This window comes from Flavobacterium sp. I3-2 (assembly GCF_013389595.1).
Taxonomy (GTDB): Bacteria; Bacteroidota; Bacteroidia; order Flavobacteriales; family Flavobacteriaceae; genus Flavobacterium.
The window spans coordinates 3,270,394-3,283,356 of the sequence record NZ_CP058306.1 but is presented as its reverse complement, the minus strand read 5'-3'; the positions used below and the strand labels follow the sequence as shown (position 1 = coordinate 3,283,356).

The window sequence follows — 12,963 nt, the reverse complement described above, 5'->3', positions numbered from 1 at the left end:
TTAGTTTGAAATTATAAAACAACAAAATGAACGCACTTTTTTTTAAATCAACATTTATTTTTTTAACGCTTATTCAATTTAATTGTATGGCTCAAATCAAAAATCCTGTAATTGCACATCGAGGTGCTTGGAAAGAATTTAATTTACCACAAAACTCCATTGCTTCATTAAGAAAGGCAATCGAATTGGAATGTTTCGCAACCGAATTTGATGTGCATTTGACCAAAGATGCTAAAATGGTGGTGAATCATGATCATGATTTTTATGGTTTAGATATTGAAACGCATACTTACGAAGAATTAAATACACGTAAACATCCAAATGGTGAAAAGTTACCAACTGTTGAAGAATATTTATCTGAAGGATTAAAACAAAATAAAACCAAATTGATTTTTGAAATCAAAACTTCTAACATTTCTCTTTCTAGAACTTATTTAATGATCGATTTAATTAAAGATTATCTTGATGATAAAAAGTTAGAAGAGCAAATCGAATTTATATTATTCAGTTATGATGCGTCAATTTACATCAAACAACAATTGCCTAGTTACAAAATATCGTATTTAAATGGCGATAAAACGCCTCAAGAAATCAAACAAATTGGTTTAGACGGAATTGATTACAATCATAAAGTGTATCAAGAAAATAAAAACTATCTAAAAGACGCTCGAAAATTAGGTTTGATTACCAATTCTTGGACAGTTAATAAAGAAGATTTGTTTTTGAAATTACTAGACGAAAAAATAGATGTCATTACTACAGATTATCCAGCTCAATTTCTTGAAATTTATGCTAAACTTAAACCATAAATTAAACTAATTTTCAGCCAAATATTAGTAAAAATAATAACATGTTTAGAAAAAATATAAATCTGAATAAATAAACATAATGTTTTTTGTGAAATATGTTTTTTTACGTTTAAAAATATTAATTTTAGAGCGCTAAAAATCTAATATGGAAACTTTAAATTATGACAAGAAAAGCCTTTCTAATGAAGTGCTTTTAGATTTATATAAAAAATTATTGAAACCTAGAATGATCGAAGAAAAAATGTTGATTTTGATTCGTCAAGGAAAGGTTTCTAAATGGTTCTCAGGAATCGGACAAGAAGCAATTGCAGTTGGGGTAACTTCGGTTTTAGAAAACGATGAATACGTGTTGCCCATGCACCGTAACTTAGGCGTTTTTACTTCAAGAAATATTCCATTACATCGTTTATTTTCGCAATGGCAAGGTAAAGCAAATGGTTTTACTAAAGGTCGTGATCGTTCGTTCCACTTTGGAACGCAAGAATATAAAATCATAGGAATGATTTCGCATTTAGGTCCGCAATTAGGTATTGCAGACGGAATTGCGTTAGCGCATAAACTTCGTAAAGAAAACAAAATTACTGCTGTATTTACAGGTGAAGGTGCAACCTCTGAAGGTGATTTCCACGAAGCATTAAACGTAGCTTCAGTTTGGGATTTACCTGTAATGTTCATCATCGAGAATAATGGTTACGGACTTTCAACGCCTACAAACGAACAATATCGTTGTGAAAACTTAGCTGATCGTGGAGCTGGTTATGGAATGGAAAGTTACATCATCGATGGAAATAACATTCTTGAAGTATATAACAAATTAAACGAGTTAGCTATTTCCATGCGTGAAAACCCTCGTCCAGTTTTAATCGAGATGAAAACGTTTAGAATGCGTGGACACGAAGAGGCGAGTGGTACCAAATACATTCCACAAGAATTATTTGATATGTGGAAAGTGAAAGATCCGGTTGAAAACTATAAAAAATATCTTTTAGAAAACGGCATTTTAACTCCAGAATTAGACGAAGCTTTCCGCGCAGCAATCAAAAATGAAATAGATACAGATTGGCAAAAAGTTCAAGAAGAACCTGCTATCGAAGCAAGTTTAGAAGAAGAGCTTAACGATGTGTACAAACCCTATACTTTTGAAGATTACAAACCTTCAACTCAAACCGAAAACATTCGTTTTATCGATGCGATTTCGCAATCCTTAAAAGAATCGATGGAGAAATATCCAAACATGGTAATCATGGGGCAGGATATTGCAGAATACGGAGGTGCTTTTAAAATTACACAAGGATTTGTTGAAGCTTTCGGAAAAGATCGCGTGCGTAATACGCCAATTTGCGAAAGTATTATCGTTTCAACAGCCATGGGACTTTCAATCAACAAATACAAAGCAGTGGTAGAAATGCAGTTTGCCGATTTCGTTTCAACCGGATTCAATCCAATTGTAAACTTATTAGCAAAATCACACTACCGTTGGTTAGAACATGCCGATGTGGTGGTGCGTATGCCTTGTGGTGGAGGAACTCAAGCAGGACCTTTCCATTCGCAAACTAACGAAGCTTGGTTTACTAAAACGCCAGGTTTAAAAGTAGTTTATCCGGCTTTTCCTGTAGATGCCAAAGGATTGTTAAACACGGCAATCAACGATCCAAACCCTGTAATTTATTTTGAACATAAAGCCTTATATCGTTCAATTCAACAAGAAGTTCCTGTAGATTATTATACTATTCCTTTCGGAAAAGTAGCAATGATTAAAGAAGGAAATGATGTTACCGTGATTTCTTTCGGAGCTGGAGTACATTGGGCTATGGAAACCTTAGAAAAACATCCAGAAGTTTCTGCAGATTTAATCGATTTACGTTCATTACAACCTTTAGATTACGAAACCATTTTTGCTTCGGTTAAGAAAACAGGTAAAGTAATCATTCTTCAAGAAGATACGATGTTTGGTGGAATTGCAAGTGATTTATCGGCTGCTATTATGGAAGAGTGTTTCCAATATTTAGATGCACCAGTTAAACGTGTAGCAAGTTTAGAATCGCCTATTCCGTTTATGAAAAATTTAGAAGAGCAATATTTGCCAAAAGCTCGTTTTGAAAAAGAATTATTAGTACTTTTGGACTATTAATAACACACAACTAAAATATGAATACAATCACATCATCAAACTTTAACTTTCCTGGACAAAAGTCGGTTTATAAAGGTAAAGTTCGTGAAGTTTATAACATCAACGACGATTTATTGGTAATGATCGCTACCGATCGTTTATCAGCTTTTGATGTAGTAATGCCAAAAGGAATTCCTTACAAAGGACAAATCTTAAATCAAATCGCAACTAAGTTTATGAATTTGACTTCGGATATTGTTCCAAACTGGTTAATCGCTACGCCAGATGCTAACGTTGCTGTTGGTCATTTATGTGAACCGTTTAAAGTTGAAATGGTAATTCGCGGTTATTTATCTGGGCATGCAGCTCGTGAATATGCAGCTGGAAAAAGAATGCTTTGTGGGGTTGAACTTCCAGAAGGTTTAAAAGAAAACGATAAGTTTCCAGAGCCAATTATCACACCAACAACAAAAGCTGATTTAGGAACACATGACCAAGATATTTCGCGTGAAGCTATTTTAACAAACGGAATTGTATCAGAAGAAGATTATTTAATTTTAGAAAAATATACCAGAGATTTGTTTCAACGTGGAACTGAAATCGCTGATTCTCGCGGATTGATTTTAGTAGATACAAAATACGAATTTGGTAAAACAAAAGATGGAATTATCGTTTTAATCGACGAAATTCACACGCCTGATTCTTCTCGTTATTTCTATGCAGATGGTTACCAAATGCGTCAAGATAACAACGAACCTCAAAAACAATTATCTAAAGAGTTTGTTCGCCAATGGTTGATCTTAAATGATTTCCAAGGAAAAGAGGGGCAAGTGGTTCCGGAAATGACAGATGATTATATCTATTCAGTTTCTGAACGTTATATTGAGTTATATGAGAAAATCATGGGTGAAGAATTTGTAAAAGCAGACGTTTCGCACATTGAAAATCGTATCGAAGCAAATGTAAATGCCTTTTTAGCATCTTACACAAAATATTAAAAAGTTATGTCAATCATCGAATCATTAAATTGGAGATATGCCGCAAAGAAATTAAACGGCGAAAAAGTCTCTGATGAAAATGTAGCTAAAATAATCGAAGCCGCACGTTTGGCGCCAACATCATCTGGTTTACAACCTTTTGAAATGTTTGTAATCACCAATCAAGAATTAAAAGAAAAGATTCATAAATTATCTTTTAATCAATCGCAGGTTTTAGATTGTTCGCATTTGATTGTTTTTGCAGCTTGGGATCATTATTCGTTAGATCGTATCAATCATTACTTTGATTATTACGAGGCTGAACGCGATCTTGAAAAAGGTTTTTCTGACGGTTATAAAAACGGAGTGACCAAGCAATTAACAGCCATGACTACCGAACGCCAGTTTGAACATGCCGCACGCCAAGTATATATTGCATTTGCATTTGCTATGGCCGAAGCAGCAGCTTTACGAGTAGATTCGTCTCCGATGGAAGGTTTTTTACCTAACGAATTAGATGAACTATTACAGTTTAAAGAGAAAAACTTACGCAGTGTTTTATTACTACCGATAGGTTACAGAGATGAGGTGAATGATTGGCAAGTACAGCTAAAAAAAGTACGAAAAAACACCGACTTTATGGTGCATCACATAAAATAAAACAAAAGCTCGGATGAAAATCTGGGCTTTTACTGTTTTAAATATTCGTAAATCGAATTTATTTCATCTTCAGTCATATAATTTGTAATGTTGTAATGCACACTTAACATGGAATATCCGCTTTTAGATATATTTGTCTTGTAGAAAACTTCGTTATTAGTCCAATTATTAAAAGTCATGTAATCAACACCTCTCAGTTTTGGACCAATTATTTTTTTATCAATTGCGTGACAAGCACTACATTGTTGAGTAAAATTATCTTTTCCGGAAATGTTTTTGTTTAATTCATTTTGTATTTGATGATCAATATCTTCTGTTGATAAATTTGGCGTATTTTCAATCTCCGAATTGTGTTTTTCTGTTTTTGGAGTATTGAATAAGTCACCAAAATTAAAATTTGGAGTCAACGCTTCAACGATAACTAGAATCAAACAAATAGATAAAATTATTATTAACACTTTTTTCATGATAGGTAAGTTGGTTTGGTTTTGATTTTAAGAACCTTAAATTACCATTTTAAATGATTTCTTTTACTATAAATTTTAAAAAAGTTATTTGTATTTAGAATTTTTTTATATTTATCTTCATAAAAAATATCCATGCTATGAAATCAAAAATTATTATTGCTCTATTTTTATTAATCAGTTCATTTTCAAATGCGCAAGAATTAGTTTGGCATACCGATGTTAATAAAGCAATTACCGAATCTAATAAATCAAAAAAACCGCTGTTACTTTTCTTTACCGGAAGTGATTGGTGCGGTTGGTGTATTAAGTTGCAAAAAGAAGTATTTACGCAACCCGATTTCAAAAAATGGGCAAAAGATAATGTTGTTTTGTTGGAATTAGATTTTCCTAGAAGAACTGCACAAGATGAAAGTCTAAAAATGCAAAATGCGCAAATCCAACAAGTTTTTGGTGTTCGAGGTTATCCAACTATTTGGTTTGTAACTGCTCAACTAGAAAATGAAAAAGTAAATTTTGCACCTGTTGGAAGCGTTGGTTATGTTGCAGGCGGGCCTGAAAAATGGATTGAATCTGCAAAAACTATTTTGGCAAGTAAAAAATAAATTGAATTACATAATTTTTTTAGGTTATTAATTAAAAAAGGAGTTGAAAATAAATTTCGACTCCTTTTTGTTATTATAGAACTAGCTATTAATTCGTTTTTTGTTCTTTGTTGAAATAAACTAAGTAATAGTACATTTGTTTTTCTTCATCCCAACCTTTTTCGATAAATTTCTCAGCAGATTCGGCATTAATAAAATCTAACTTAATCTGAACATTTGTATCTAAATTAATGACGTTTTTAATTTTTTTACGTGCATCAGAAACTGCATTATTTGCAATTGGGAAATTGGTAGTATCTTCAATCGAATATTTTTCTCCGCGATCTACTTTATAATTTTTGAACTCAGCTTGTAAATCTGGATTTTCAATTACTTCGTTTAAGAAATTTGTTTCTTCAAATTCATCATTCTTAGCAAAATAGTTTACTGAACGATTCATAAACATCACTTCTTCCTTTTTATCTTCAGCAGGAAGAACGACATCTTTGGCAAAATCTTGAACGAATTTCAAGTATTTTTTCGTCATGAAATTTTCATCTTGAAACGCATCAACACATAAAAAATGTTCCAACCAATAACGCGCATCGTAACGGTTGCTATCGATGGTTAAGATTTTATAACCTTCTTCTTTTTTGTAATTAAAAATAATACAACCTTTGTCAAGTTTGCTAAGATTGATTCCTTGTTGCAAAATCATTTCAAGGTTAGATCCGTTTTCTTCGAATTGTAAGAAATCTGCTTTGATCTCACTTTTGAAGATTCCAATAGCATCAACCACATTATTATCGATAGAAACATTAGTCAAATGTGCAACATAAACTTCCCCGTTTTTAATGTGCGGATGGTTTGATTGATCAAATAAATGCTTGGTTATTTTCTTTGAAATTTCGTGAGAATTATTTGGATTGGTAAATAATTCTGAAGCAAAATTATACATTTCGTTATAATCTAAATCTACATCATGCGTAAATTGAAAATAATTTTCTTCTTTTTCTCGAAAAGATTTAAAGAAATAATCTTTCAATAAAGGCATAATTTCATCATTTACAGTAAAAGTGTTTTCTGATAAAAATATAGCTTCATTTCTACTTTTGTTTCCCACACGATGGATCGATAATGATTCGATTTGTGTATTGAATAAATTGATCATTTGCGTATTTTTTTTGCTAAATTAATAAGTTAAAAAAAGAAAACCTTTTGAGTTTTCTTTAGTTTGATTTTTATTTTGAAAGCTTTTAATATGAATTGTCGTCATAACCGAAGTCAGAAAAATCTTCGCCACCTTCAAACATATCAAAATCTTCATCGTCGTAATCGTCGTCAAAATCTCCAAACATATCATCGTTGGAAAGGGGAGCATTGAAATCTTTTACTGGAGCTTCTGCTGGTAAAACACCATGAGCGAACAACAAAGCAGGAAGTTCAGTTTCTTCGGATTCGTCATTTTTTTCAATAGCTGCTAATTCAACAAAGAAAGTCCACATATTAAACGGATCGTAAACGTATAAAATCTTTGTTTGACTTTCGTATAAAATTTCAGACAATACAATATCTGCCATCGTTTTTTGCTCACCAGGAACATCGCCCATATCAAATAAAGGAATTTCTTCATCCTGAATCCAATCTTCATCACATGTAAAAAACGAACCACCTTCTGAACCATCAAATCCAAAAGCATTTACTAAAGCATTGTGCAAATCTTCTAATGTATTATCGTCAGAAATGGCGATGTCTCTAAAAATATCTTCTTCTGCGTCTAAAATCGCTCTGAATTTATAAATCATAATTGTCAATTATTTGATGTTACAAATGTATTATTTTAAAATGTTAAAACCTTTTTTTTAAAAATGAATTTATAAACAATTTAATTAGTTAAAGGCTTAAAAGATTAGTTCATGTTATTTTTGAATTACCCTATTTATAGCTTCAATTTATTTTTTTCTGTTGAGAATAAACTGTACTTTTATTTTTTTTTTAATTAAACTAAGATGAAATTATCGTTTATATTTTTAATTATTGGAATTCAATTTTTAAGTACGACAAATGTGTTTGCTCAAAATACGAAAACCAAGAAAAGTGAAAAATTGATTAAACCTTATCATCCAGAAGATGATGCAGCAGCTCAAATTAATGCTTTATTAATTCGCGCTAAAAAAGAAAATAAAAATGTCATTCTTCAAGCGGGCGGAAATTGGTGTGTTTGGTGTTTGCGTTTTGATGATTTCAGAAAAAAGAATAAATCTGTACGCGAGAATTTAGCTAAAAACTACTTGTATTATCATTTGAATTATTCGAACGAAAATAAAAATCAAGCTGTTTTTGATAAATATGTTCCTGAAGGTACCAAATTGGGATATCCATTTTTTATTATTTTAAGTAAAAATGGAGAAGTTTTAAAACTTCAAGAAAGCGGATCATTTGAAAACGGAATTACTTACGATGCTCAAAAAGTGATCGATTTTTTGGACAAATACAAAAATTAAATCGGAATGATTGCTTCATGTTGTTTTTCTAAAGAATATAGTTTTAATTCAATATTCTTGTTTGTGAAGTTATGAGTTTTATACTGAAAAGTATTAAATTGAATGGATTACGTATAAATAGAATTATAATTAAATCTCAGATTGTTTAAAGTTTTAAAAGGTGTAAAAAAATATTAATTATGTAAATAAGCTGTTAGGATGAAAATTCAAAAGATATGATTTACTTAATTTCAAGCAAAAAAAATCAGCTTAAATACAAATAGGTTTACAAAATAATTCTATTGTATTTAAGCTGATTTATGAGAAAAAACGGATTCTAACTATCTAAAGATTGTAAAGAAACCAGTTTGGCATACGTTCCGCCAAGGTTTAATAATTCTTCGTGAGTTCCTTGTTCTGCAATTTCCCCGTGATGCATAACTACAATTTTATCTGCTTTTTGGATGGTTGATAAACGGTGTGCAATGACAACCGAAGTTCTGTTTTGCATCATTTTTTCTAAAGCATCCTGAACCAAGCGTTCGCTTTCTGTATCTAAAGCTGAAGTTGCTTCATCTAAAATCATAATCGGTGGATTTTTTAGAATCGCACGTGCAATTGAAATACGTTGTTTTTGACCGCCCGAAAGTTTATTTCCAGAATCTCCAATGTTGGTATTTATGCCTTCTGGAAGATTAGCTACGAATTCGTAAGCATTAGCAATTTTCAAGGCTGTGATAACTTCTTCGTCTGTTGCGTTTAACTTTCCAAGTTTAACGTTATCTGCAATGGATCCGTTAAACATAATTGAATCTTGCGTTACCAATCCCATCTGATTTCGTAATGAATGCATGGTAACATTTTTTATGTTTTCATCATCAAGTAAAATCTCACCATTATTTACATCATAAAAACGCGTTAGTAAATTGGCAATTGTACTTTTCCCCGAACCAGATTGTCCAACTAAAGCAATCGTTTTTCCTTTCGGGATGTCTAGAGAAAAATTCTTTAAAACGGCATCATCATTATAAGCAAAAGTTACGTTTTTAATTTCAATTCCTTTATCGAATGATGAAATTTCTTTTGCATTTTCTTTATTAATAATTGGATTTTTAACTTCTAAAATTTCAAAAACGCGTTCTGCTGCAGCTAATCCATTTTTCATTTGATATGAAGCTTTTGAAATTGCTTTTGCCGGAGTTAAAATGTTATAAGCTAAACCAATATACATTAGGAATTCTGAACCTTTGATTGATTTTTCTACTAAAACTAAATTTCCACCATATATTAATAGAACTCCAATAATCACAATTCCTAGAAATTCACTCATAGGTTGTGCTAAGTTATTTTTCTTAGCAATTGCATTGGTTAACTTAAATAAACGATTCACCGAATCTTTGAATAAATTCGAAAAATAAGCTTCGGCATTGTAAGCTTTAACTACTTTTAATCCACTTAAAGTTTCTTCGGTAATTGAAATCATGTAACCACCTTCTTGTTGTGCCTTGGTTGATTTAGCTTTTAAAGTTTTTCCAATCTTAGTAATAATTAAGGCTGAGATTGGCATAAAAATAAATACAAATAGGGTTAATTTCCAACTAGTGTAAAACATAAATCCTAGCGAGAAAAGTATGGTAAGTGGTTCCTTAATTATTAGTTCTAATATAAGAAAAAAAGACGATTGAACTTCGTTAATATCACTAAGCATGCGAGACATTACATCACCTTTTCTTTTTTCGGAATAATAAGAAACAGGTAATGATACAATTTTGTTGTACATTTTTTCGCGTAAATCACGTAACACACCATTTTTTAATTTGGTGATATTTTGTAAAGCAAAATAATTAGATAAATTTTTTAGTAAGAAAGTAATTAAAACTAGGCTTACTGTAATCATCAATCCATAATAAACACCATATTTATTGGAATATTCGTTTACGTAATAAAATAAATATTCTTGCCAATTTCCAATAGCATCTATAAATCCTGTATATTTTGGGTATTTTGTTACTTTCTCTCCATCTGCAAATAATACTTGCATAACAGGAAAAATAAAGACCATTCCAATGGTACTGAAAAGCGCATATAAAACATTAAAAAAAATGTTTAAGACTACGTTTCTTTTGTACTTTTTAGTGTAAGGAATTATTTTTTTTAAATTGTCGTCCATAAAATTTATAAATTCAAATCTTTGATTATGTTTTCAATTTTGTCAGATAAATAAGCATCTGCATCTTTGATTTCTTCAACATTTTCTATTGGCATATTTGCGCTCATATAGAATTTTATTTTAGGCTCAGTTCCACTTGGGCGAGCACAAATTTTACTACCATCAGCTAAGTAATAAATCAATACGTTTGATTTTGGAAGTTTTAAATCTTCTAATTCTTTCGTATCCATATTTAAAGCTTTTGAACTTTGATAATCTTCAATGAAAACTACGCGTTCACCGTTCAATTCAGAAACCGGATTCTCACGTAAATTCGTCATGATTTGTTTGATTTCGTTTGCGCCTTCAATTCCTTTTTTAGTGATTGAAATCAAATGCTCTTTAAAGTAACCAAAATCAACATATAAGTTTTCTAACTCTTTATATAAACTACTTCCTGATGCTTTTGCAATTGCAGCAATTTCGCAAACCAATAGGGTAGAAGCAACGGCGTCTTTATCACGAACAGCATCGCCAACCATGAATCCGAAGCTTTCTTCACCACCTCCGATGAATTTTAATTCAGGGAAATCTTTAATCATTTTGGCAATCCATTTAAATCCGGTTAAACCGACTTTACATTCAACACCGTAAGCATCTGCTAAATTGAACATCATTGGAGTAGAAACAATCGTTGAGCCGATGAATTCTTTACCTGTGATTTTATCGTTGCGTTTCCATTGTTCTAATAAGAAAGCGGTCATGATTACCATGGTTTGGTTTCCGTTTAATAAAACCATTTTGCCATCGTTGTCACGTACAGCAACTCCTAAACGGTCCGAATCTGGGTCTGTTCCGATTACGATATCTGCATTTGTTTCATCAGCTAATTTCAAAGCCATGGTTAAAGCTTCTGGCTCTTCTGGGTTTGGTGATTTTACCGTTGGGAAATCTCCATTTGGTTCTGCTTGTTCAGTAACGATATTTACATCGGTATAACCTGCTTTAGCTAAAACATTCGGAATAGCTTTAATTGAAGTTCCGTGTAACGAAGTGAAAACAATTTTTAGATTTTCTTTCGCTTCTGCTGGAATATTGAAACTTGCATTTTCGATTGCAGAAATGGCAAAAGCTTCATCAACTTCTGTATTGATGTATTCAATTAACGATTCGTTTGCTTCGAATTTAATATCTTCATATTTTAAGCTTTCGATTAAATCGATAATTTCTTGGTCTTGTGGTGGAACCAATTGTCCGCCATCTTCCCAATAAACCTTGTAGCCGTTATATTCTGGTGGATTGTGTGAAGCTGTTAAAACAATTCCTGCTTGACAGTTTAAATATTTTACTGCAAAAGACAATTCGGGTGTAGGACGTAATTCCGAGAACAAGAATACTTTAATTCCGTTTGCCGAAAAAACATCGGCAACCACTTTAGCTAACGTATCACTGTTATGACGACAATCGTAAGCAATAGCAACTTTGATTTCTTGGTTTTGAAAACTTTGCTTTAAGTATTGCGATAATCCTTGTGTATTTTTTCCTAATGTATATTTGTTGATTCGGTTGGTACCAACGCCCATGATTCCACGCATTCCGCCCGTTCCAAATTCTAAATTTTTATAAAACGCATCTTCTAATTCAGCAGGAGATGAAGTCATTAAATCTTTTACTTTCTCTGTGGTTTCAGAATCGAAAACAGGCGAAAGCCATTGTGTTACTTTTTCTAATATGTTTGATTTGATTTCCATTGGTGTTTATTTTTCAATTTTAAGTGTTTCTGAAACTTTGTATCTTTTTTCTTTCTTATTTGTTTTTAAGATTATTTCTCCTAAAAAACCAGCTAAGAAAAGCTGTGTTCCTAAAATCATCGTTGTTAATGCAATATAAAACCAAGGATTACTTGTGATTAAAATTGCCGGTTCTCCAACGGTTAATTTGTATATTTTGTAAATTCCGATAAACAACGTGGCGCAAAATCCAATAAAGAACATTAAAACGCCTAAAGCTCCGAATAAGTGCATTGGACGTTTTCCGAATTTAGATAAAAACCAAATGGTGATTAAATCTAAAAATCCATTGATAAAACGACTCATTCCAAATTTTGACGTTCCGTATTTTCTAGCTTGGTGTTTTACAACTTTTTCGGTGATTTTATTAAAACCTTCGTTTTTAGCAAGTACCGGAATATAACGGTGCATTTCGCCATAAACGTTGATGTTTTTCACGACTTCGTTTTTGTAAGCTTTTAATCCGCAATTGAAATCGTGAAGTTTTAAATCAGAAGTTTTACAAGCTGCCCAGTTAAATAGTTTTGAAGGTAAGTTTTTTGATAAAACCGAATCAAAACGTTTCTTTTTCCATCCCGAAACTAAATCGTAATTATCATTTACAATCATGCGGTATAATTCTGGAATTTCATCTGGACTGTCTTGTAAATCGGCATCCATGGTAATGATTACATCTCCTTGAGCTTTTTTAAATCCGATATTTAAAGCTTGAGATTTTCCATAATTTTTCTGAAAACGAATGCCTTTTACATTCTCATCTTTTTTTGAAATTTCAGAAATAACATTCCAAGAATTATCAGTACTACCATCATCAATAAATAGAATTTCGTAACTGAAATTGTTTGTTTGCATTACGCGAGCAATCCAATCGTGTAATTCGGGTAACGATTCTTCTTCATTTAATAATGGAATTATGATGGATAAATTCATTCGTAAA

Annotated in this window: 12 protein-coding genes; 6 read left to right on the top strand and 6 right to left on the bottom strand. The window is 31.7% G+C overall.

What is annotated here, in order from left to right; genetic code table 11:
* The first annotated feature begins 26 nt into the window (after positions 1–26).
* The 4 genes from HW119_RS15470 (at position 27) to HW119_RS15455 (ending at position 4,556) form a co-directional block, all read left to right on the top strand.
* Positions 27–809, top strand: a complete 783-nt coding sequence (locus HW119_RS15470) for a glycerophosphodiester phosphodiesterase (protein WP_177765984.1) — start codon at positions 27–29, stop codon at positions 807–809.
* Between the two features lie 145 nt (positions 810–954).
* A complete protein-coding gene (locus HW119_RS15465; protein WP_177765981.1) occupies positions 955–2,940 on the top strand; it encodes a thiamine pyrophosphate-dependent enzyme in 1,986 nt (661 codons plus the stop codon).
* A 17-nt stretch (positions 2,941–2,957) separates the two neighbouring features.
* Entirely contained in the window at positions 2,958–3,917 is a 960-nt protein-coding gene (locus HW119_RS15460; RefSeq protein WP_177765978.1) for a phosphoribosylaminoimidazolesuccinocarboxamide synthase, read from the top strand.
* Positions 3,918–3,923: 6 nt separating this feature from the next.
* Positions 3,924–4,556: a nitroreductase family protein gene (locus tag HW119_RS15455; RefSeq protein WP_177765975.1), complete on the top strand. Its 633-nt coding sequence runs from the start codon at positions 3,924–3,926 to the stop codon at positions 4,554–4,556.
* 29 nt (positions 4,557–4,585) lie between these two features.
* Here the strand turns inward: HW119_RS15455 and HW119_RS15450 are convergent, their stop codons facing one another.
* A complete protein-coding gene (locus tag HW119_RS15450) occupies positions 4,586–5,023 on the bottom strand; it encodes a c-type cytochrome (protein WP_177765972.1) in 438 nt (145 codons plus the stop codon).
* Positions 5,024–5,160: 137 nt separating this feature from the next.
* On the opposite strand from HW119_RS15450, the gene HW119_RS15445 reads away from it, so the two are divergent.
* Positions 5,161–5,625 (top strand): thioredoxin family protein, encoded by a 465-nt coding sequence (locus tag HW119_RS15445; RefSeq protein ID WP_177765969.1) that lies wholly within the window; start codon positions 5,161–5,163, stop codon positions 5,623–5,625.
* An 88-nt stretch (positions 5,626–5,713) separates the two neighbouring features.
* Here the strand turns inward: HW119_RS15445 and HW119_RS15440 are convergent, their stop codons facing one another.
* Positions 5,714–6,775 carry a nucleoid-associated protein gene (locus tag HW119_RS15440; RefSeq protein ID WP_177765966.1) on the bottom strand — a complete coding sequence of 354 codons (1,062 nt, stop codon included), beginning with the start codon at positions 6,773–6,775 and terminating at the stop codon, positions 5,714–5,716.
* Between the two features lie 85 nt (positions 6,776–6,860).
* On the bottom strand, positions 6,861–7,409 hold the full coding sequence (locus tag HW119_RS15435; protein WP_177765963.1) for an IS1096 element passenger TnpR family protein: 549 nt from the start codon (positions 7,407–7,409) through the stop codon (positions 6,861–6,863).
* A gap of 204 nt (positions 7,410–7,613) precedes the next feature.
* Between HW119_RS15435 and HW119_RS15430 the strand changes: the two genes are divergently transcribed.
* The gene (locus HW119_RS15430) at positions 7,614–8,108 is read left to right on the top strand and encodes a thioredoxin family protein (protein ID WP_177765960.1); all 495 of its coding nucleotides are present in this window, start codon (positions 7,614–7,616) and stop codon (positions 8,106–8,108) included.
* 316 nt (positions 8,109–8,424) lie between these two features.
* Here HW119_RS15430 and HW119_RS15425 read toward each other — a convergent pair whose 3' ends face one another.
* The 3 genes from HW119_RS15425 to HW119_RS15415 are packed head-to-tail and all read right to left on the bottom strand — an operon-like array spanning position 8,425 to position 12,956.
* Positions 8,425–10,257, bottom strand: coding sequence for an ABC transporter ATP-binding protein (locus HW119_RS15425; protein ID WP_177765957.1), 1,833 nt, complete (start codon positions 10,255–10,257; stop codon positions 8,425–8,427).
* A 5-nt stretch (positions 10,258–10,262) separates the two neighbouring features.
* Positions 10,263–11,987: a phospho-sugar mutase gene (locus HW119_RS15420; RefSeq protein WP_177765954.1), complete on the bottom strand. Its 1,725-nt coding sequence runs from the start codon at positions 11,985–11,987 to the stop codon at positions 10,263–10,265.
* Positions 11,988–11,993: 6 nt separating this feature from the next.
* On the bottom strand, positions 11,994–12,956 hold the full coding sequence (locus HW119_RS15415) for a glycosyltransferase family 2 protein (RefSeq protein ID WP_177765951.1): 963 nt from the start codon (positions 12,954–12,956) through the stop codon (positions 11,994–11,996).
* Positions 12,957–12,963 lie beyond the last annotated feature (7 nt).

Bases quoted from the DNA above. Each gene is read 5' to 3' on its own strand.
- HW119_RS15450 (WP_177765972.1), bottom strand. From the start codon at position 5,023: ATGAAAAAAGTGTTAATAATAATTTTATCTATTTGTTTGATTCTAGTT.
- HW119_RS15430 (WP_177765960.1), top strand. From the start codon at position 7,614: ATGAAATTATCGTTTATATTTTTAATTATTGGAATTCAATTTTTAAGT.
- HW119_RS15470 (WP_177765984.1), top strand. From the start codon at position 27: ATGAACGCACTTTTTTTTAAATCAACATTTATTTTTTTAACGCTTATT.
- HW119_RS15445 (WP_177765969.1), top strand. From the start codon at position 5,161: ATGAAATCAAAAATTATTATTGCTCTATTTTTATTAATCAGTTCATTT.
- HW119_RS15425 (WP_177765957.1), bottom strand. From the start codon at position 10,257: ATGGACGACAATTTAAAAAAAATAATTCCTTACACTAAAAAGTACAAA.
- HW119_RS15420 (WP_177765954.1), bottom strand. From the start codon at position 11,987: ATGGAAATCAAATCAAACATATTAGAAAAAGTAACACAATGGCTTTCG.
- HW119_RS15460 (WP_177765978.1), top strand. From the start codon at position 2,958: ATGAATACAATCACATCATCAAACTTTAACTTTCCTGGACAAAAGTCG.
- HW119_RS15415 (WP_177765951.1), bottom strand. From the start codon at position 12,956: ATGAATTTATCCATCATAATTCCATTATTAAATGAAGAAGAATCGTTA.
- HW119_RS15455 (WP_177765975.1), top strand. From the start codon at position 3,924: ATGTCAATCATCGAATCATTAAATTGGAGATATGCCGCAAAGAAATTA.
- HW119_RS15465 (WP_177765981.1), top strand. From the start codon at position 955: ATGGAAACTTTAAATTATGACAAGAAAAGCCTTTCTAATGAAGTGCTT.
- HW119_RS15440 (WP_177765966.1), bottom strand. From the start codon at position 6,775: ATGATCAATTTATTCAATACACAAATCGAATCATTATCGATCCATCGT.
- HW119_RS15435 (WP_177765963.1), bottom strand. From the start codon at position 7,409: ATGATTTATAAATTCAGAGCGATTTTAGACGCAGAAGAAGATATTTTT.